This window comes from Gordonia sp. QH-12 (assembly GCF_001578675.1).
GTDB lineage: Bacteria > Actinomycetota > Actinomycetes > Mycobacteriales > Mycobacteriaceae > Gordonia > Gordonia sihwensis.
This window is the reverse complement of the sequence record NZ_KQ969283.1, coordinates 101,300-121,375: the sequence shown is the minus strand read 5'-3', so window position 1 is coordinate 121,375 and position 20,076 is coordinate 101,300. Positions and strand designations below refer to the sequence as shown.

The window sequence follows — 20,076 nt, the reverse complement described above, 5'->3', positions numbered from 1 at the left end:
AACACCTTTCGTTCACGTAGACGTGGAACCATCACGCCCATGACCGACAACAGCCCCCAGCCGCACCGCCGCGGCCTCAATCGACGCACCTTCCTCGCGGGCGCCGCCGCCACCGGCGCGGCCGCCGGCCTCGGAGCACTGGGATCCACCGCCCGGGGAGCCGGAACCGCCTCCGCGGCGTCCCGCTTCCCCCTCCCGTCGAAGGCGTCGAGCCTCCACGTCCTGGTGACCGGCGACGCGGGCACCGGCGAGAAGCCCCAGTACGCGGTAACCGCCGCCGCTCGGAGGATCCACGCGACCACTCCGTTCGACCTCGCCCTCGGTCTCGGCGACAACATCTACGAGACCGGCCCGAAGGGCCCGGACGACCATCAATTCACCACCAAGTTCGAGAAGCCGAACGCCGGTCTCGACTTCCCGTGGCTGATGACGCTCGGCAATCACGACAACACCGCCGTGTTCCCCGGCGACGGCGGCTGGCTGCTGCGCGGCGACGCCGAGGTGGCCTACCACCGGCGCTCCCGCCGCTGGTACATGCCCGCGCGCTATTACAGCGTCCCGCTCGGCGTCGCCGACGTCTTCGTCCTCGACATGAACCCCCTCGCCGCCTACATTCCGCCCTTCCTGTCCCCCGAGTGGGAGCCCGGCGGCCACTACATGACGCGCCAGGCGGCATGGCTCGACCGCGCGCTGCGGACTTCGACTGCACCTTGGAAGATCGTCTGCACCCATCACCCGTACGCGAACAACGGACCACACGGGCCGGCAGGCGACTTCGACGGCCTCCCGGCCCCGCTGAACGGCGTGGAGATGAAGCGGTTCATCGAGAAGCACGTCGCAGGCCGCGCGCACTTCCTGTTCTCCGGACACGATCACAGCCAGCAGGTCCTCGAGAACGTCTCCGGACTCAAGGGCACGCGCCAGATCGTGTCCGGGGCCGCGGCGAAGTCGGTGAACGGCCGCTCCGCCGGCCGCTTCCGGGCCAAGTACGAGAACTACCGCGACCGCGGATTCATGACGCTCGCGATCGATTCCACATCGGTGGTTCTGACGGCCCACGAAGTGGCCGCGAACGCGTCCGGGCCGACGGAGGCCTTCACCACGACGTACCGACGCTGACGTCGAAGTACCTACACCGCACAGTCCCGATCCATCGGACTTTTCGCTGAAAACCCCTCCCCCGACCGACTGACGGCGCTAGTTTCAAGCAATCCATCTCAGTCGTTCGTCGCATCTCGTCGCGGGTCGCCGACCAGGGGAGGCTTCAGATGTCCAAGCTCACGACTCGACGGATCCTGGCCGCCTCCGCCGTGGCCATCGTCGCCGCAGGCGCGTCAGCGGCACCGGCGCACGCGGCGTCGACTCCGGGGGTATCGGCGACATGCGCACCCGGTGAATCGGCCGATGCGAGCATCCGCAATCCGATCAACGGCAACGTCCTGATCCCGATCACCGCCGACTGCAAACGGGCGGCACCGGTCACGGCGGCACTGGGTGACGGGTTGCTCCGCCTGTTCGGTCAGGAACCGATCCTGCGGGACCTCAACCAGGCGATCGCCGTCGGTCCGGCACTGCCGACCAAGGCCTCCATCGCGGGCGGCGGGATCACCGCCGCGATCGCGGTCACCGGCGGTGAGGCGCATTCGCTCGCCAATGTGCTGAGCCTCGGTGTCGCCGCCGGTCTCCTCGGCGGAGAGGCCTCGGCCAATGCGACGGTGCTCGGAGCCTCCGTGGCGGTGGCAACGGTGACGGGCGCGCGCGCCGAGGCCACCGCCCTCCCCGCGGCACTCGCCTTCAGCACCGCCGACGCCCGCGGACGCACCACGACGACCACGGCGTTCGGCGGGGTCACCTCGGCGAGCAGTGGCAAGGGGCCCGGCAACGGCGCGATCTGTACGGCGGCCTTCGGCACCGCCGAGGTCCGCTCCGGAAACTCGGTGACCGACTCCTGCACCAGCGTGGGATTCCTGTTCCAGCGGACGCAGCACGACGACGGCCCGATCGCTCTCTCGGTCAAGAACCCGCTCGACGTGAGCCTGGTGAATCCCTTCGGCGAATCACTCGGCGACCTCGTCGGTGTGGTCGGCTCGGTGGTCGACGTTCCGGACGCGGTGCACGATCTCCTCGGTGCGCGGATGGTGCCGCGCCTGAACAGCGATGTGGTCCGCGTCGTGATGGATCCCGCCCGGCCGCGACTGGAGACCGACATCCCGGCCTGGCTGCGCGGCGAGACGCGACCCAAGGGCCGTTAGCCTGCGGTGCCGTCGTCCGCCGAGTTCGCGGAGGCGGCACGCGCGCCGCGTCCCCACCGGGCGATCGCGACGCCCCAGAACGCCAGCCACAGGCTCATCCCGCCGACCTGGATCCGCTGGGCCAGTCCCAGCCGGTAGTCGCCGCCGAGCCGGTCGGCGGCCAGCATCCAGACGGTCGCGAGCACGACGACGGCGAAGACCAGACCGCCCCCGTAACGCAGCCACGCCCAGTCGCCCCGCCGCCAGGCCGCCAATGACGCCGCGACCATCGCCACGAAGATCGCGAACACCGCGAGCGAGCTCGTGAGGGCGTGAACGTGCTGCAACTGCGGCAGCAGGCCGCGTGACTCGGATGGGCACCCCGGGTCGCGACCGGCCAGACACTCGATCGGCATCAGCGCGTCGGCGATGGTCGACGCACCGAACGCGCCGATCGCCACCGCGGCGGTGATCGAGAACCTGTTGCGCACCAGCGACGGCGGCCAACCGAGGCCGAACGCGGCGAGCAGCGAGAAGACCCCGGTCAGCACGTCGCCAGTCACGTAGACATCGCGGTGCGGCATGTGGCCGCTGTCGAGCTCGGACAGGAACGAGCGCATCGGATCGAGTCCGGAATGCAGGAACAGGTCGAGCACCCACGACGAGTAGCAGACCCCCGCCAACACCAGCATCGCGCCGACGAAGGCGGATCTGGCTCGTAATCCGTGCACGACGTCGGAGTCTACCGAGGTCGGCGCCCGACCGGTTCGCGCCGAGTCCCGTCGACGGCCCCTCGAACGTTTACATCGGCTGATGGTAGCTTTCTGGACCATGTCACCTCGCGAACTCCAGAACGTCTATGTCCTGGGCGGTAACCGGATCCCCTTCGCTCGTTCCAACGGCGCCTACCTGGGCGAGACGAACCAGACGATGCTCACCGCCGCGTTGAACGGCCTCGTCGACCGCTTCGGTCTCCACGACGTACGCCTGGGCGGGGTGGCCGGCGGCGCTGTCGTCAAGCTCGCCCGCGACCACAGCCTCACCCGCGAAAGCCTTCTCGACACCCCGCTGTCGCGGGCTACTCCCACCGTGGACGTGCAGCAGCAGTGCGCCACCGGAGGCCAGGCCGTGGTTCACATCGCGAACAAGATCGCGTGCAGCCAGATCGAGTCCGGCGTCGCATGCGGTGCCGACACCACCTCCGATCCGCCGATCGGATTCGGTCCTCGGCTGCGCAACCGGCTCGTCCGGGTCAACGCTGCCCGCAGCCTCCCCGACCGCCTGCGCGAGGCCGTGCAGATCCCGCTGTCATTGGACTTCGACGTCCCCAGCCCCGCCGAGCGCCGAACCAACCTCGTTCCCGGTGCCGCCCAGGCGGTGACCGGCGCGGCGTGGAACGTCACTCGCGCCGACCAGGACCGCATCGCGCTCGACTCCCACCACAATCTGGCGCGGGCCTACGACGACGGATTCTTCGACGACCTGCTGACCCCGTTCGCCGGGCTCGCCGAGGACGACAACCTGCGACGCGGTCTGACCGCCGAACGGGTCGCGGCGCTCGCACCGTGTTTCGGCGGGCCCGACGGCACGATGACGCCGGCGAACTCGACCACGCTGACCGACGGGGCGTCGTCGGTCCTGATGGGCACGGCCGCGTGGGCGCAGAGCCGCGATCTGACCCCGCTCGCCCGGCTGGTGGACGCACAGAGCTGGGCGGTCGACTACGTGGACGGCGACCCGAAGACGCAGGGCGTGCTGATGGCGCCGGTGTACGCGGTCGACGAACTGCTGCGCCGCAACGGCCTCGCCCTGCAGGACTTCGACTTCTACGAGATCCACGAGGCATTCGCCTCTCAGGTGCTCTCGACGCTGGCCGCCTGGAACGACGATGAGTTCTGCCGGACGGCTCTGGGCCGCGACCGGGCACTCGGCGAGATCGACCGCAGCCGCCTCAATGTGTGCGGCGGCTCGCTGGCCACCGGTCATCCCTTCGGCGCCACCGGCGGCCGCATCGTCGCAACGGTCGCCAAACTCCTCGCCTCCCAACCGGGCTCGCGCGCGCTGGTCTCGATCTGCGCGGGCAGCGGCATGGCCGTCACCATGATTCTGGAATCGGCCGGCTGACCGACCGCGGTCGGCGGACGCGCTCAGCGGCTGCCCGACGGGCGGGCCTGCACGGCGGTCGCGCGACGGCGTGGCACCAGGCCGGCCCGCGCGTGCGCGACGATGATCTCGGTGAGCGCGGTCACGGCCGGCGACCGCAGCTTCCAGTACTGCCAGAACAGCGGTACGTCGACCGGCGTCTGCGACAGTTTCACCAGGTCTCGCCCGGTGTGCTCGTCGTCGAGATCCACTTCGGGAACCGCTCCCCAACCGATGCCGGCGGCGATGGCCCGCCGGTACTCCGCGGCCGCCGGAATGTAGTGGACGGGCGGTGAGATCGGTTCGGCGACGAGCTGTTTCAGCGTTTTGATCTGCAAATGGTCGTTGCTGTCGAACATCACCATCGGCGCGTAGCGCATGTCTCGGGCCCGTACGCCGTGGGGCAGCCAGTACTCGATGAACTCCGGCGAAGCGACCGCGAAGTACCGCAGGGAACCGAGTTCGATGGTCTCGCAGCCCCGCACACCGACCGGGTCGGAGGTGACGGCCCCGATCACGTCGCCCGACCGAAGCAGCGCGGTGGTGATCGACTCGTCGTCACGGTTGACGTCGATCGAGACGGCGTGCTCGCGGTGGAGTTCGGCGAGCACCGGAAGGAACCACGTCGCCAACGAGTCGGCGTTGCAGGCGATCGACAGCTCCACCCGCGGCAGATGCCTTGGGTCGCCGTCGAACTCCGGCGCGGTCCCGATCAGCGCGCCCCGGGCCTCGGCCACCAGGACCTCCCACTGTTCGCCGAGCCGGGCGAGCACCTCGCCGTCGACGGTCGGCGTCGCGGGCTTGGTGCGGCGCACCAGCACTCTCCCCACCGACTGCTCCAGCGCCTTGATCCGCTGGCTCACCGCGGACGGCGTGACGTGCAGCGATGCCGCCGCCGCCTCGAATGTGCCCTCACGGAGGACGGTGGCCAGCGTCACGAGTCCTTCAACCGGAAACTCCATATTAAGTCATTCTAATCTTTACTAAGAATCATTTGTTGGACTAATGAGGTCGACGTTCCTAGCGTGGACTCACGTGATCAGCACGTACCTTCTCGCCGCGCTCGCCGGCCTCGTGACCGGCGCCGGCCTCATCATCGCGATCGGACCGCAGAACATCTATGTCATCCGGCAAGGCGTGAGTGGTGCCTACGTACTCCCGGTGATCGCGGTCTGCGTGGTCTCCGACATCGTCCTGATCAGCGCGGGAACGGCGGGGCTCGGCGCCTTGGTCTCCGCTCATCCGAGCGCCGTCGCGATCGCTGAGTTCGTCGGCGGCGGCTACTTGCTCGTCTTGGCCGCCCTCGCCGCGCGGCGCGCTCTTCGCCCTGGCTCCGGACCCGCGCACTCCGGCTCCGGACGGACCGTGGGGCTGTGGGCTGCACTGGGCACCGCACTCGCTCTGACCTGGCTCAACCCCCACACTTACCTCGACACGGTTCTCACCCTCGGATCGATCGCCAACAGTCACGGCGGCGCCAAGTGGTCGTTCACGATCGGCGCATGCACGGCATCCCTGATCTGGTTTCTGATGCTGGGCCTCGGCGCCCGGCGGATGGCGCCGGTGTTCGCCTCTGCGCGCGCGTGGCGCGTCCTCGACACCGCGATCGCCGCCGTGATGGCCGCTCTCGGCGTGATGCTGATCGCCGGAGCCTGAGTCGCACGCAGCGCGCCAGACGACGTCGCTGTACACCTCTCCCCGCGCACCGGACGTCTCTAGACTCGGCTGTACAGGCGAAGTGAGGAGAAGTGAGATGACCGGACCGAACCGACCCTCCGACCCCGTCGTGATCATCGGCGGCGGGCTCGCCGGAGCGAAGACCGCCGAGCAATTGCGGGAGAACGGATACTCCGGCGGCGTGGTGCTGATCGCCGCCGAGCGCGTCGCACCCTATGAGCGCCCACCGCTGTCGAAGGAGTTCCTCGCCGGAAGCAAGTCGCTGCCGGAGTTCACCGTCCACGACGAGGCCTGGTACGCAGATAACGACGTCGACCTGAGGTTGGGCGTGCGCGCCGAGTCTGTCGACACCGCATCGCGGACCGTGCGTCTCAGCGACGGCGGTGCCGTCGCCTACTCCGCACTGGTGCTGGCCACCGGGTCGACGTCCGTGCATCCGCCGGTCGACGGCGCCGACGCGGCGGGCGTTCACTATCTCCGCACCGTGGACGAGGCGTCCGCGCTTCTGGAGACCTTCGGCGAGGGCAAGCGGCTCGCGGTGATCGGCGGAGGCTGGATCGGCCTGGAGGTGGCGGCCGCGGCCCGGCGTCGCGACACGGAGGTGACCGTGGTGGAGGCCGCCGATCAGCCGTTGCGGGCCGCGCTCGGACCCGAGATCGGCGCTGCCTTCGCCGATCTGCATCGCGCGCACGGTGTCGATCTGCGCACCGGGCGCAAGGTCTCGTCGATCACCGTCGCCGACGGCCGGGCCACCGGCCTCGAACTCGACGACGGAGCGACCGTCACGGCCGACGCGGTCCTCATCGCCGTCGGAGCCCGGGCCGAGACCGGGCTCGCCGAAGCCGCCGGGCTCACGCTCGCCGACGGCGGGGTGGCCACCGACAGCCGGCTGCGGACCAGCGCAGCGGACGTGTACGCGGCCGGCGACATCGCCGCCGCCATGCACCCGATCCTGCGGACGCGGGTCCGCACCGAGCACTGGGCCAACGCTCTCAACCAGCCCGCCGTGGTCGCGGAGAACATCGTCGGGCGCGACACCGAGTACACCCGCATGCCCTACTTCTTCACCGATCAGTACGACCTCGGAATGGAGTACCGGGGCCTCGCCGAGGGCTACCGGCGCGTGGTGACGCGCGGCGACGTCTCCGGGCTGGAGTTCCTGGCCTTCTGGCTCGACGAGGCCGGAACCGTTCTGGCCGGGATGAACGTGAACATCTGGGACGCCGGCGACGACATCGCAGCCCTGGTGCAGGCACGGCGCCCGGTGGACGCCGCCGCGCTGGCCGACCCCGAAGTACCCTTGTCGAGCCTGATCTGACACCCGTTCTGCGCTCGTCCGCAGACCCTACCGAAAGGCCGACGCGGTGGACGCGACCATCTACTACAACGCGAGCTGCAGCAAGTCCCGCACCGCCCTCGACGCCTTGCGCGACGCCGGCGCCGACGTCACCGTCGTGGAGTATCTGACCGACACCCCCGACAGAGACGCACTCGCCGAACTGATCGCGGCCGCGGGCCTATCGGTGCGCGACGCGGTCCGGAGCGGGGAGCCGCTGTATGCCGACCTCGGTCTCGACGGAGCCGACGACGATGCGCTGCTCGACGCGATGGTCGCGCACCCGTCGCTCATCCAGCGGCCGCTGGTCGTCACTGACGCCGGGACCGTCATGGCGAGAACGCCGGAGAGTCTCCAGCGAATCGTCGAGGGTCTGCGCGGCCGCGAGTAACGTCGGCAGTCGTGACCGCGTCGAAGCCAGAGTCGAAGCCAGAACTGATCCAGACAGCCGCCGACGTTCGTATCGCCGCCACACGCGTCGGTGAGGGCCCCACCGTTCTTCTCAACGGCGGGCTCGGCATGCCGGCGGGTGTCTGGCAGTTCACCGGCGTGCCCGCCGCACTGGTGGAGGCGGGGTTCTCCGTCATCACCTACTCGGCGCGCGGACTCGTGCCGTCGTCCGCGCCGCCCGCGCCCTACTCGGTCCCGGAGATGGCCGATGACGCCGCCGCCGTGCTCGGCCACTTCGGGGTGGACGACGCCGTCATCGCCGGCTACTCGATGGGCTGCTACATCTCCCAGGTCCTCGCGTCGTCGTGGCCGGGACGGATCCGCGGTCTCGCAATGATCGCCGGGCTTCGGTCGTCCGCCATCGGGGAGATGGTGAACGAGATGGAACTCGGGCTCATCGAGCGGCTCGGTGAGATCCCCGAAGCGGTCACCGTCTTCGAACAACTGATGACCACTCTCGGACCGGGCATGCTCGGCGACGACCTGACCGTCCGCGCCTGGCGCGAGGTGCTGACGGCGGGCGAGCCGGTGTGGGCGTCACCGGACGGCCTCAAGGGCCAGCTCTCGGCGTCTCACGGATGGATGCTGGCCAAGGAGCCGACGCCCGAACGCCTCGCCGCGATCGACGTTCCGGCGCTCGTCGTCGCCTACCAGCACGACGTCTTCTTTCCGCCGTCGGGCAGTCGCGAAGCCGCGTCGCACATGCCGATCGCCGACTTCCACGAACTCGACGGACTCGCGCACGGCGGGCTCATGCTCGACCCCGATCGCCGCGCGACGGCCCTGCTGGTCGAGTTCTGCCGCAAGGTCACGGCGTCGTAGCCGCGCGGCTCCGTTCGGGGAGTGCGGCTCTCAGACCTTGTGCCCGTCCCACTCGTGGTCGTGCATGAAAGCCTCCGCGAGGCCCACCTTGTATCGGAATCCGTGACTCAGGATCGCCATGTAGGCCGGAATCAGCATCAGCGCGGGCAGCCGGTCCTCGGAATCCCAGATCACGTCGCTCGCCGCACGGAAGTCGCGCACGAACTGCCGCAGGCTGCGCCCACCTCGGCTGGACTTGCGCCAGCCGTAGAGGGTCATGCCGACGCCGATCATCCGAGTGCGGTTCTCGGGCGGGCTGATGATCTCGGTGTTCTCGCCGAAGAACGCGCGGTCGAGGCGATTCTGCCTGGTGTACATCATGATTCCGCTGGTGCCCCGCGGATTGCATTCGATCGTGTACAGCCCCTTCTCGGGGTGGTCGATGAAGTCGAGTCCCATGTGGCCGGTGAAGTTCACCGACTTCGCGAAGCGCTGCACCCAGTCGAGGATCGGCTGGTGATCGACCTGCGTGAAGGTCAGGCACGAGCTGCCGTCGATGGCGTAGTCGACGGGATAGGTGGCGTGGGCGAAGACCTCGCCGTCACGGCACACCGAGTAGGTGCAGTACCGGTCGCCCTCCATCCACTCCTGGGCGATCCACGGGTTGGTCTCGTCGTAGGTGAGGAAGTCGAGGGATTCGCCCGGCTGCGCCTTGTAGACCTTCTGCGAGCCGCGGGAGTACGTCTGCTTGATGGCGAAGGGCGTGTCGAAGTCGAGCCCGACCGTGTCCTGCGCCGAGGCCAGCTTCTTGAACTTGAGCGTGGGAAAGCCCCGCTCCACCAGCGCCTCCTGGAAGGAGAACTTGTTGTGGAGCATGTCCTCCACCTCGAATGGCGACAGGAACAGCTCGCATGCCGGCGGGAACAGACCGGCCATCATCGAGAGGATGTCGGTCTCCTCGTGGATGGGGATCACCATGTCGATGCCCTCGGACTTGACCAGTTCGGCGATCTCGCGGCAGTACTCCTGCGGCTTGAACTTGGGCGGACTGACCCGATGGAACGACGAGACGGCGTTCGAGAAGCGGCTCACCGTGATCGGGAGGCTGTCGCACGTCGACACCGTGTGCCCGGCAGCGGCGAACTGTCGCGCCAGGTTGAGCGTCAGAAACGACCTGCCGAAGGTGATGAGGACATGTTTGCGCGTACCGGAGACCACAGATACAGAGTAGACAAGTGAACAAGCCTCACGTGTAGCGTGTTCTTACCGAGTACTCATTCACGACTCAGGGGATTCTTCGTTGTACGTAATCGGGATCATTGCGGCGTCGATGGCCGCGGTGGCCTACGGAGTCTCGACCGTGCTCCGAGCACTCGGCGCCCGCCGGGTCGCGGTGGAGCAGCGGGAAGAGGGCAAGGCCGGGGTCGGCGGCGACAACTCGCCGTCGGTCGAGTCGACCTTCTCCACGCTCGTCGATCCCGCGTTCATCCTCGGGACTGTCATGGTCATCGTCGGCTTCGCGGGCGGCGCCGTCGCCGCGCGTTTCCTGCCGCTGTTCCTGGCTCAGTCGATCGTGTCCGCCAACCTCGTCGTCACGGCACTGCTCGGAACACTCCTGCTCAATATCGTTCTGCACACCCGTGACTGGGTCGCGATCTGGCTCGTGGTGCTCTCCCTGTTCCTGCTCGGCGTGTCGTCGTCCCCGGGCGTCAAGGACAGCGCGTCGATGACCTTCCACTGGGGTCTGATGATCGCGACCATCCTGCTGTGCACCGTCTCCCTGGTCGGCGTGTACCGGGGCGGTAAGTTCGCCGCGCCGATCGGCGGTGCCGGCGCGGGGCTGCTGTTCGGCGTGATCGCGTGTTCGGTCCGGGTGCTCGACGGCCTGGAGAAGTTCGACATCCTGACCATCCTGGGTGACCCCGCGGCGTGGTCGATCGCGATCGCCGGAGCGATCGGTTTCTACGTGCAGACGGTGGCGCTGCAGGTCGGTGCCGTCAGCGGCGTGACCGCGATGCTGGTGGTCGGTGAGACCGCGGGCCCCAGCATCATCGGCGTGGCCTTCCTGGGCGACAGCGCACACCCCGGTCTCGGCTGGCTCGCGGTGGTCGGCTTCATCGGCGCCGTGGTCGGCGCGGTCCTCGTCGCCTGGTACGGCACCGGCGACCCCGACCACTTCGGGGAGGCCCCGCCGGAGAAGGGCGGATGGCGCCGCGGCCGCGAGCAGGTCGACGACGCGGACCGCTGACGCGTCCTCAGCAGATCGCGGAACGGCTCGGCGAGGATGCCTGCGCCCAGAACCGCTTCGGGATCCGGCCGGCGTGCGCGGCCAGGTATCCGGCGACGACGGCGTGGCGCATGGCCGCGGCCATCGCCGCCGGGTCGTCCGCGCGCGTGACCGCCGAGGCCAGCAGGACGGCGTCGCAGCCGAGTTCCATGGCCAGTGCCGCGTCGCTCGCCGTCCCGATGCCGGCGTCGAGCACCACCGGCACCTCGGCCCGCGCGACGATCATCTCGATGTTGTGTGGATTGGAGATGCCGAGCCCGGTCCCGATCGGCGAGCCCAGCGGCATCACCGCGGCCACCCCCGCGTCTTGCAGACGCAGAGCGAGGACCGGGTCGTCGTTGGTGTACGCGAGAACCTGAAAGCCGTCGGCGACCAGCGCCGATGCGGCGTCCACCAACTCGAGCGGATCGGGCAGCAACGTGCGGTCGTCGGCCACCACTTCCAGCTTGACCAGATCCGTCTCGCACGCCTCACGGGCGAGCTGCGCGGTCAGTACCGCCTCGGCCGTGGTGTGACAGCCCGCCGTGTTCGGCAGGACCGCGATTCCGAGGCGACGCAGCAGGTCGAGCACACCGGTCCCGGACTCCGGACTGATGCGGCGCATCGCCACCGTCGTCAGCTCGGTTCCGGAGGCGATCAATGCACGTTCGAGCACAGCGAGATTCGGCGCGCCGCCGGTCCCCGTGATGAGCCGCGAACCGAACTCGCGGCCGGCCACGGACAGCGGCGGCACCTCCCCGACCGGTCCCCGTGCTGTGTCAGCCACCCTGCACCGCCGTCAGGATGTCGATCTCGGCGTACGCACCGAGCGGTCGGTCCCACTCGGCTTTGGAACGCACCACCCCGTCCACGGCCACCGCGACTCCGCAGTCGGGCAGGTCGAGGTGGGCCAGCAGCCCGGTGACGGTCGGCGCGTCATCGAAGGTGACGGTGTCGCCGTTGACGGTCAGTTCCATGTCGGCTCCCTGTTGTCGGTGTTGTCAGTTGCGATCGGATCCACCCGCGAGTCCGGTCCGCGCCGATCCGGCGGTCGGAGGAGGGCGGCCACGCGCGCCGCGGTCCACGGGGCGAGCGCGATGCCGTTGCGGCCGTGCCCGGCGGCGACGAGAATCCGCTCGTCCACCCGCCGCACCACGGGCACACCGTCCGGCGACGACGGGCGGATCCCCGCGCCCGCCTCGGCGAGTTCGTAGGTGCGCAGTCCCGGCATCAGCTCGGCGGCGTCGGCGAGCAGATCGCCCACCCCGCCCGCCAGCGGCATCCGATCACCGTCGTCGTAGGCCTCGTACTGGGTGGCGCCCACGACCACCCCGTCATCCCTCGGCACCAGGTACAGGGCGCGCCCATGCCAGCGGGCCCGGATCACATGCGTCGGCGGCGGCACCGACCAACGTGTGCGGCGCAGTCGGAGGATCTCGCCCTTCTCACCGCGGAGTTCCACGCTCGGCAGCAGCCTGCGGGAACCGAGGCCGGCCGCGACCAGCACCTGATCCCCGGGGATCGTCGACAGATCGGTCACCCGCCCGCGCTCCCAGATCACTCCGCGGCTCTTGAGCGCGCGTTGCAGCGCGGCGATCAGCCGCCGGTTGTCGAGCGACCCCTCACCGACCGCGTGAAACCCTCCGGCCACGCCGCGCACCAGCGCGGGTTCGGCTGCACGCAGCTCGGCCGGTGTCATCGCGGGCAGCCGGTCGGCGTCGCCGGGCGACGTGGACAGCCCGAACCGCACCTGTGTCCGCAGGTGCTCCAGATCGGCCGGCGCGGCACCGATCAGCAAGCTGTCGGCGGCCGTCCGCACGGTCGGATCGCCGAGTCGTTCGAGCAGGGCGGGCCATCGCGCCACCGAGTCCCGCGAGATCGCCAGCAGCCGGTCCTCGCCGGGATGTCCTTCTGCGAAGCAGCCGAGCATGCCGCCCGCGACGTGCGCGGCCCGCTCCTGCGGTCCGGCGTCGAAGACGCGCACCCGCCATCCGCGGTCGGCGGCGGACAGGGCGCACGTGAGGCCGACGACGCCGCCCCCGATCACCGACAGTTCACCGAGCCGCTCGGTGCTATGTCCCCTCGGGGAGGCGAACTCTTCGCCGGATGCGCTTTCACCAGACATGACGTCAGCCTTCCTTCGCCGGCATGACCCGGATCAGGTGTGACGGTCAGCGCCGGCGCAGCGCACTCTCAGCCCGGCGGACCTCCGGACTCCCGTGTCGATAACGCCTCACAGTCTACCGCCCGGCATCGGCGACTACGGTGTCGGTCATGGATGCCCGCACTCGTCTCGCCACCTCCCGCCTGTACCTGTGCACCGACGCGCGGCGCGAGCGCGGCGACCTGATCGACTTCGTCCGGAGCGCTCTCGCGGGCGGCGTCGACATCGTCCAGCTGCGCGACAAGAATTCGCCCGGGGAACGCGAGTTCGGCGAGCTCACCGCCGTGCAGGAGCTGGAACTGCTGCGGCGGCTGCGCGAACTGACGCACGCCGCGGGTGCGCTGCTGGCGGTCAACGACCGGGCCGACGTCGCGGTCGCGTCCCGCGCCGACGTCCTCCACGTCGGCCAGGACGATCTGCCGCCCGCCACCGCCCGGCGCATCGTCGGCCCCGACGTGGTGATCGGCCGCTCCACGCACACCGTGGAGCAGGCGCTCACCGCCGATGCCGATCCCGACGTGGACTACTTCTGCACCGGCCCGTGCTGGACGACGCCGACCAAACCGGGCCGGGCGGCCACCGGACTGGAGTTCGTCAGCGCGGTCGCCGCGGCGCGGCCCAGCAAGGCGTGGTTCGCGATCGGCGGCATCGACCTGCCCCGCGTTCGAGAGGTCACCGACGCGGGCGGCGAGCGCATCGTGGTGGTCCGGGCGATCACCGGTGCCGACGATCCCGCGACCGCCGCGCGCGACCTCCGGACGGCTTGCCTTTCCGGCACGGCGGAGTAAGCTGCTTGCCATCATGACGTGGAAGCTTCTTGTAGCCCGCCGCAGCGGGGTCTGATTCGACCGACCCCCCGCTGCGGGGTTGTCGTCTCTCCACATATCTGAGCTCGTCGGTCATCGAATCTTCGACCGAAATGAAGGCTCCCGATGCGTTCCATTCAGATCCTGCCGACATCCTGTACCCGTAACGGATACGACCGTCCGCAGCAGTCCCGCTCCTCTCGGCGACTGCCGAACTGGTTTCCACGGGAGGCGGCCGACATGACCACTTCGAGTTTCGACCAGACCTACGCACCCGCCGGCGACATCGCGTTGGAGGCGATCACGATCGAGCCGGGTCGCGGCGACACCGTCACCTGCCGCGCACGGATCAATCTCGGCCGACGATGCCACGACGTCAGCGCCACCGCGGTCGGCGCCATCGGCGCGATGACCGAGGTGCTGTACGCACTGGGCGCGGGCGTCGAGATCGTCTCGCTGTACCAGCATCAGGAGGACGGCGAGACCGTCACCTACCTGCTCTGCGAACGCGATCTGCACCGGAGTTGGTCGTACGGCCGGGGCCGCACCGGCGACGAGGCCACCATCAACGCGCTGATCGCGGGAGCCAATCAGCTGGCGTGAGCTCGCTCAGGTGGTCCGGGTTTCGGGCGGGCCGGACTCAGGTGAGCCGGGCCAGCAGCCCCGGCCACGCCTTCGCCAGACCGGGATGCAGCGGCAGCTCGGCCACCGACTCGGCGGGCACCCAGCGCAGTTCGGCGGACTCCCCGTTGCCGACCGTCGCGACCGGCGAATCGGCCTTGGCGATGACCGTCGTGTAACTCCACTCCGGCGCCGAGTGCGTGACGATCGACTCGATCACCGCGACGTCCGACTCAGCGATCCCGGCTTCCTCGTGCGCTTCACGCACCGCGGCCTGTTCCACGCTCTCGTGCGAGTCGCGGGCACCGCCCGGCAGCCCCCACGTGCCGCCCTGATGCGACCACACGGCGCGATGCTGGAGCAGCACCACGACGCCTGAGTCGGCCGGCGCGCACAGCAGCAGACCCGCCGCCCCGAAGCGTCCCCAGTAGCGCGCACCGTCCGCACCGAATACCCAGCCGTCACCGTCACCGCGCACCCTGCGACCTCCTGCACCGACCCACCGACTTCAGATCGGCTTCTCTGACGAATCACCGTACCGGGCTGTCCGTCTACTCGCAGCCGCGCCGACTAGGGTTGAGCGCAGCACATCCGAAAGGGACAACTCGTGGCCGGCCAGGTTTACCGAGTGCGCTCGGCACTCACGCATGCGGGCCGCAGTGTGCTGCCCGACCGTGGCGCGCCGAGCCCCACTCTGCGCCAGGTGATCGCCGACCGGCGCGAGATCGCCGCCATGACCCGCGAGCGGGTCTCGTCGCCGTTGCTGACGATGCGCTTCTACGCGACCACCACGCCCGGCAAACTCGTCATCATCCTGCTCGCGATGGTCCTCGCATGCGGTCTCACCGGCTGGTACTCGTCCGTCTCGCTCACCGAGCGAAGCCAGACCCTCGAAGCACTCGTCGACCGCGCCGAGCCGCAGGCCGAGGCCGCCGAGGTCCTCTACAGTTCGCTGTCGGTGGCCGACGCCGCGGCCAACTCCGCGTTCATCTCCGGCGGCCGCGAGTCCCCCGACCTCCGCGCGGAGTACACCGACTCCATCGCGACGGCGTCCTCCGCGCTCATCGCCGCCGCGGACGGACTGTCCACGGCGGCGGAGGTGTCCGAGCGCGACAAGCCCTCGCGTGACGATCTCGACACCATCGCCACCAACATCCCGGTGTACACGGGCCTCATCGAGACCGCACGCACCAACAACCGGCTCGCGAACCCCGTCGGATCGGCCTACCTCAGCGAGGCCTCGTCATTGATGATCGAGACCATCCTGCCCGCGGCGCAACGCCTCTACGAGGACCGGTCGTCGGCGATCTCCGACCCCCAGCGCACCCTCACCGTCCCACCGTGGGGCGTCTACGTGGCGCTGCTGATCATCATCGCGATGCTGATCGTCACCGGACGCTATCTGGCCCGGCGCACGCGGCGCCACTTCAACATCGGTCTCATCGGCGCGCTCACCGCGATGATCCTCGGCACGGTCTGGCTGCTCATCTCGGGACTGCTGTCGGTGGCCGCGGCCAACACGGCGAAGACCGCCGGTGCCGATCCGCTGCACACGCTGACCACCATGCGGATCCTCACACAGCAGGCGCGGTCGGCCGAGACGCTGTCGCTGGTCCGCCGGTCCGATCCGGGAGAACTCGACGTCGGCTTCAGCAAGGATCTCGAGGAGATCCACGATCACGCCGACCAACTCGCGAACGACCCCGACCACGCCGACGACCACGGCCTGACGCAGCCGCTCACCGACGTCCAGTCGGCGCTCGAACGTTGGCGCAGTGCCCACGAGGAGGTGGGCCGTCGGCTGGCGAGCGGTGACTACACGGCCGCGCGGGCCCTGACCATCGGCAACGGCAAGATCAGCACCGCAACCGGATACAACGAGGTCAACGACGCGCTGGTCAAGGCTATAGGCCAGGCCCGCACCACGTTCCGCGACAACATCAGCACCGCCCAGCGTATGCTCGGCTTCACCGGCACTGGTATCGGCGTGCTGTGCGGGGTGGCCGCCGTGGCGGTCGCGATCGGCCTGTTCCCCCGGATCCGGGAGTACCGATGACAGCCTCCGCGTCCGCCCGCCGCCTGATCGTACTGCTGTGTCTCATCGCGTCCGGCCTCACCTCATGCGCCACCGTGACCAGCACCCCCAGCGAGCCGCCGTCCACCACCGCGCACGCGCCGTTCCCGCCCGACGTCGGTTTCGGCGCGCAGCCCGACGCGCCGGCGCCCGACTCCGACTGCGCCACGATCGCCGGACTCCGGCCGGGACCGCTGCCCGAACCGCGGCAGATGCCGCCCGGATCGACGATGGACCGGATCGCCAAGCGCGGACGGCTGATCGTCGGCACCGACCTCGGCAGCAATCCGCTGAGTTTCCGCGATCCGATCACCGGCGACGTCAAAGGATTCGACATCGACGTCGCGCACTGGATCGCCGAGGCGATCTTCGGGGATCCGAATCTGATCGAGTACCGGATGATCACCAACGAGAACCGAATCCAGGCGCTGGAGAACGGCGCGGTCGACGTCGTCGTCAAGACGATGTCGATCACGTGCGATCGGCTCAAGTCGATCGACTTCTCGGTGCCCTACTACGCCGCCGCCCAGCAGATCCTCGCGTACCGCAATTCGGGTATCTCACAGGCATCCGATCTCGCCGGGAAGAACGTCTGCGCCACTCGCTCGTCCACTTCCATCGCGCGTGTGGAACGTGCTGTTCCGAGCGCGAAATATCTCACCACCGCGAGTTGGGCCGACTGCCTGGTGATGATGCAGCAGGGGCAGGTGGACGCGATCACCTCGGACGACTCCATACTCGCCGGGATCGCCGCGCAGGACCCGTGGGTCCACGTGGTCGGCGACAGCCTCGGAACGGAGTACTACGGAGTGGGGATACCCAAGGGGCAGGATGACTTCGCGCGATTCATCAACGGCGTGATCGCGGCCCGCGAGGCCGACGGCAGCTGGCAGCGGTCCTACGACGAGTGGCTGTCGATCCTCGGGCCCGGATCCCCGCCGCCGACGATGTACCGGGATTGACGTGATGAGCGATATCAAGAAGAAGCGCAACAAGAACGGCGACGCCGAGCCGGTCGCCACCGAGGCGACCGCGCTCCCGGCCGAGACGCAGGCCTCGGCAGTCGAACCCGCACAGACCGAGGCCTCCGAGTCGGTCCAGACACAGGCGGGCACCGTCCCCGCGCCGATGGGCGCTGTCGGGGACACCGCGCCTACGGCGACCGTCACCCAGTCGACGCAGGTGCGGCGGATCCTCGACGACATCGCCGCCTCACGCAGGAAGAGCCGCAAGAGCGCCCACGTCCACGACCGCCGCCTCGGCAGTGAACTGGTCCAGCTTCCCGAGATCACCGACATCGACCCCGCGGACGCCGTCCTGGCCGACCCCGTGATCGCGCCGAGCAAGCGCAAGTGCTGGAACTGCGGCGAGCCGGTGGGCCGGAAGTCGGGCCGCGGCAAGGGACCGCTCAGCGGCACCTGCTGGAACTGCGGGTCGCGGTACTCGTTCGTCCCCGGTCTCAAACGGGGCACGATGGTCGCCGATCAGTACGAGATCGCCGGCGCGATCGCGCACGGCGGCATCGGATGGATCTACCTGGCTGTGGACCACAACGTCTCCGACCGCCCCGTCGTCCTGAAGGGCCTGCTGAACTCGTCGGACTCACAGGCTCAGGCGGTAGCCATCGCCGAGCGGCAGTTCCTCGCCTCGGTGAACGATCCGGGCATCGTGAAGATCTTCAACTTCGTGGAGGGCGTCACGGAGGACGGGCGGTCCGTCGGCTACATCGTGATGGAGTACGTCGGCGGTCACACTCTCAAACAGCTGACCACCAACGAGGACGGCACCTCGTCGCTGCTCCCGATCGAGCAGGCGATGGCCTACATCCTCGAAGTGCTCTCGGCCGTCGGATACCTGCATTCGGTGGGCCTGGTCTACAACGACGTGAAACCCGACAACATCATGATCACCAGCGATGAGGTCAAGCTCATCGACCTGGGTGCGGTGTCCGCGATCAACGGGACCGGGCATCTCTACGGCACGCCCGGGTTCCAGGCTCCGGAGATCGTGCAGACGGGCCCGCAGATCGTCACAGACATCTACAGCATCGGCCGCACACTGGCCGTCCTCACCGTCGACATGCCGATGGCCGACGGCCGATACCTCGACGGACTGCCCGACCCGCGAACCACTCCGCTGTTCGTGGAGAATCCGTCGTTCTACTTCCTGCTGCACCGGGCCACATCCCCCGACCCCGCCGAACGCTTCTCGTCCGCGGAGGAGATGACCACGCAGGTGCTCAACGTGCTGCGGGAGACCGTGGCGCTGCACACCGGCGTCCCCCGGCCCTCCATGTCGACGGTCTTCACCCCGCAGCGCTCGACGTTCGGCACCGAACTCCTGCTGGCGCCCGTGGACGGCTTCTTCGACCCGAAGGACGCGGCGATCCACGACCCCGCCGACATCGCGCGAGCGCTGCCGGTGCCGCTCGTGGACCCGACCGATCCCGCCGCGAGCGTCCTGACCTCGGCCGCTCTCTCGTACCCGCGGCAAACGCTCGACACCATCCGCGCCGCGCGCGCCGACGGGTACAAGGCGCTCATCGCGACGGACGACGCCGACGACGGCGCCGGACCGCAGCACCCGTCGATGGAACTCGACCTCGCCGAAGCGCGCGCCCATCTGGAGCTCGGCAATCTCGACACGGCGCTGCAGTTGCTTCGGGAGGTCGCGGTCCATCACGGGGACTCGTGGCGGCTGCACTGGTATCTGGGCATCTGCTCGCTGCTCAACGCCGAGCCGGAACTCGCCTTCGACCGCTTTCACGAAGTGCTGGAGGCGATGCCCGGTGAGGTGGCGCCGAAACTGGCGGTGGCGGGCACCGCCGAGCTGATCGGTTACTGGCTCTCCGCCGAGGAGTACACCTCCAACGACCAGATGGCGCAGGTGGAACGCTGGTACGAGATCGCGCGGCAGAACTATCACGATCTGTGGCTGACCGATCACAGCATCGTGTCCGCAGCTTTCGGGCTGGCCAGGATGATCCTGGCGGAGGGACGGTACGACGCCGCCATCGAGCCCCTCGATGAGGTACCCACCACGAGCCGGCACTACGGCACCGCGCAGATCTCGGCGATCATCACCCTCGTCCACGGTCGCCCGCCGAGCGAGGTGACGAGGTCGGAGCTGTTCGAGGCGGCCGAGCGCTTCGAAGAGATCAGCTGGGACGATCCCCGGCGCGGCCGCCTCCAGCTCATCATCCTCGGCACGGCTCTCGGGTGGATCGACGCTCACCTCGACGAGGACTATCCGGCCGACGACTTCCTCGGTTTCCCGTTCAACGAGCACGGTCTGCGGGCCGGAACCGAACGCTCTCTCCGCGAGCTGGCGAAGGCGACCCGCGACAATCGCGCCCACCGTTTCCTGCTGGTCGACCTCGCGAACCTGATCCGGCCCGCCACCCTGTTCTGACCGCCGCAACTCCCCAGGCTCGTTGAGCGCCCCCAGGCTGGCTGAGCACTTCCTCCCAGGCTGGTTGAGCGAGCGAAGCGAGTCGAAACCACCGCCC

Annotated in this window: 20 protein-coding genes and 1 riboswitch; of the genes, 13 read left to right on the top strand and 7 right to left on the bottom strand. The window is 69.1% G+C overall.

Features of this window, described 5'->3' with window-relative positions; all coding sequences use genetic code 11:
- Window positions 1-39 precede the first annotated feature (39 nt).
- Window positions 40-1,119 (top strand): metallophosphoesterase, encoded by a 1,080-nt coding sequence (locus tag Y710_RS02540; protein WP_006896999.1) that lies wholly within the window; start codon window positions 40-42, stop codon window positions 1,117-1,119.
- Between the two features lie 149 nt (window positions 1,120-1,268).
- Window positions 1,269-2,252 (top strand): hypothetical protein, encoded by a 984-nt coding sequence (locus Y710_RS02535; RefSeq protein ID WP_062366206.1) that lies wholly within the window; start codon window positions 1,269-1,271, stop codon window positions 2,250-2,252.
- On the opposite strand, the gene Y710_RS02530 is transcribed toward Y710_RS02535, so the two are convergent.
- A complete protein-coding gene (locus Y710_RS02530) occupies window positions 2,249-2,923 on the bottom strand; it encodes a DUF998 domain-containing protein (protein WP_062366204.1) in 675 nt (224 codons plus the stop codon). The genes Y710_RS02535 and Y710_RS02530 overlap by 4 nt on opposite strands.
- Window positions 2,924-3,062: 139 nt before the next feature.
- Between Y710_RS02530 and Y710_RS02525 the strand changes: the two genes are divergently transcribed.
- On the top strand, window positions 3,063-4,355 hold the full coding sequence (locus Y710_RS02525) for an acetyl-CoA C-acetyltransferase (RefSeq protein ID WP_006897002.1): 1,293 nt from the start codon (window positions 3,063-3,065) through the stop codon (window positions 4,353-4,355).
- 23 nt (window positions 4,356-4,378) lie between these two features.
- Here Y710_RS02525 and Y710_RS02520 read toward each other — a convergent pair whose 3' ends face one another.
- On the bottom strand, window positions 4,379-5,335 hold the full coding sequence (locus tag Y710_RS02520) for a LysR family transcriptional regulator ArgP (RefSeq protein ID WP_006897003.1): 957 nt from the start codon (window positions 5,333-5,335) through the stop codon (window positions 4,379-4,381).
- Window positions 5,336-5,411: 76 nt separating this feature from the next.
- Here Y710_RS02520 and Y710_RS02515 point away from each other — a divergent pair, with 76 nt between their 5' ends.
- The 4 genes from Y710_RS02515 to Y710_RS02500 all read left to right on the top strand — a co-directional run bounded on the left by Y710_RS02515 (window position 5,412) and on the right by Y710_RS02500 (window position 8,658).
- Entirely contained in the window at window positions 5,412-6,029 is a 618-nt protein-coding gene (locus Y710_RS02515; RefSeq protein WP_039867690.1) for a LysE/ArgO family amino acid transporter, read from the top strand.
- Between the two features lie 97 nt (window positions 6,030-6,126).
- Entirely contained in the window at window positions 6,127-7,368 is a 1,242-nt protein-coding gene (locus tag Y710_RS02510) for an NAD(P)/FAD-dependent oxidoreductase (RefSeq protein WP_062366201.1), read from the top strand.
- 46 nt (window positions 7,369-7,414) lie between these two features.
- On the top strand, window positions 7,415-7,777 hold the full coding sequence (gene arsC, locus Y710_RS02505) for an arsenate reductase (glutaredoxin) (RefSeq protein WP_006897006.1): 363 nt from the start codon (window positions 7,415-7,417) through the stop codon (window positions 7,775-7,777).
- Window positions 7,778-7,788: 11 nt separating this feature from the next.
- On the top strand, window positions 7,789-8,658 hold the full coding sequence (locus tag Y710_RS02500) for an alpha/beta fold hydrolase (RefSeq protein ID WP_006897007.1): 870 nt from the start codon (window positions 7,789-7,791) through the stop codon (window positions 8,656-8,658).
- Between the two features lie 30 nt (window positions 8,659-8,688).
- Here the strand turns inward: Y710_RS02500 and Y710_RS02495 are convergent, their stop codons facing one another.
- Window positions 8,689-9,855 (bottom strand): ATP-grasp domain-containing protein, encoded by a 1,167-nt coding sequence (locus Y710_RS02495; protein WP_006897008.1) that lies wholly within the window; start codon window positions 9,853-9,855, stop codon window positions 8,689-8,691.
- A gap of 82 nt (window positions 9,856-9,937) precedes the next feature.
- Here Y710_RS02495 and Y710_RS02490 point away from each other — a divergent pair, with 82 nt between their 5' ends.
- The gene (locus tag Y710_RS02490) at window positions 9,938-10,885 is read left to right on the top strand and encodes a hypothetical protein (RefSeq protein ID WP_006897009.1); all 948 of its coding nucleotides are present in this window, start codon (window positions 9,938-9,940) and stop codon (window positions 10,883-10,885) included.
- A gap of 7 nt (window positions 10,886-10,892) precedes the next feature.
- On the opposite strand, the gene Y710_RS02485 is transcribed toward Y710_RS02490, so the two are convergent.
- The 3 genes from Y710_RS02485 to Y710_RS02475 form a co-directional block, all read right to left on the bottom strand.
- The gene (locus Y710_RS02485; protein ID WP_062366199.1) at window positions 10,893-11,690 is read right to left on the bottom strand and encodes a thiazole synthase; all 798 of its coding nucleotides are present in this window, start codon (window positions 11,688-11,690) and stop codon (window positions 10,893-10,895) included.
- On the bottom strand, window positions 11,683-11,880 hold the full coding sequence (thiS, locus tag Y710_RS02480; protein WP_006897011.1) for a sulfur carrier protein ThiS: 198 nt from the start codon (window positions 11,878-11,880) through the stop codon (window positions 11,683-11,685). Before thiS ends, Y710_RS02485 begins: the two co-directional genes overlap by 8 nt.
- A complete protein-coding gene (locus Y710_RS02475) occupies window positions 11,871-13,028 on the bottom strand; it encodes an FAD-dependent oxidoreductase (protein ID WP_006897012.1) in 1,158 nt (385 codons plus the stop codon). The genes thiS and Y710_RS02475 overlap by 10 nt, the downstream gene beginning before the upstream one ends.
- Window positions 13,021-13,134, bottom strand: a riboswitch (TPP riboswitch). Its footprint overlaps the gene before it by 8 nt.
- Before the next feature lie 43 nt (window positions 13,135-13,177).
- Here Y710_RS02475 and thiE point away from each other — a divergent pair.
- Both thiE and Y710_RS02465 read left to right on the top strand, forming a co-directional pair.
- Window positions 13,178-13,855: a thiamine phosphate synthase gene (thiE, locus tag Y710_RS02470; protein WP_006897013.1), complete on the top strand. Its 678-nt coding sequence runs from the start codon at window positions 13,178-13,180 to the stop codon at window positions 13,853-13,855.
- A 258-nt stretch (window positions 13,856-14,113) separates the two neighbouring features.
- A complete protein-coding gene (locus Y710_RS02465) occupies window positions 14,114-14,476 on the top strand; it encodes a hypothetical protein (RefSeq protein WP_039867667.1) in 363 nt (120 codons plus the stop codon).
- A gap of 37 nt (window positions 14,477-14,513) precedes the next feature.
- On the opposite strand, the gene Y710_RS02460 is transcribed toward Y710_RS02465, so the two are convergent.
- Window positions 14,514-14,972, bottom strand: coding sequence for an NUDIX hydrolase (locus Y710_RS02460; RefSeq protein WP_006897015.1), 459 nt, complete (start codon window positions 14,970-14,972; stop codon window positions 14,514-14,516).
- 129 nt (window positions 14,973-15,101) lie between these two features.
- Between Y710_RS02460 and Y710_RS02455 the strand changes: the two genes are divergently transcribed.
- From Y710_RS02455 to Y710_RS02445, 3 genes are read left to right on the top strand one after another with little or no spacing between them, the layout of a single operon-like run.
- Window positions 15,102-16,550, top strand: coding sequence for a hypothetical protein (locus tag Y710_RS02455; protein ID WP_062366198.1), 1,449 nt, complete (start codon window positions 15,102-15,104; stop codon window positions 16,548-16,550).
- Window positions 16,547-17,530, top strand: coding sequence for a glutamate ABC transporter substrate-binding protein (locus Y710_RS02450; protein ID WP_045537237.1), 984 nt, complete (start codon window positions 16,547-16,549; stop codon window positions 17,528-17,530). The genes Y710_RS02455 and Y710_RS02450 overlap by 4 nt, the downstream gene beginning before the upstream one ends.
- 4 nt (window positions 17,531-17,534) lie before the next feature.
- Window positions 17,535-19,979: a serine/threonine-protein kinase gene (locus Y710_RS02445; RefSeq protein ID WP_062366344.1), complete on the top strand. Its 2,445-nt coding sequence runs from the start codon at window positions 17,535-17,537 to the stop codon at window positions 19,977-19,979.
- Window positions 19,980-20,076: the final 97 nt, after the last annotated feature.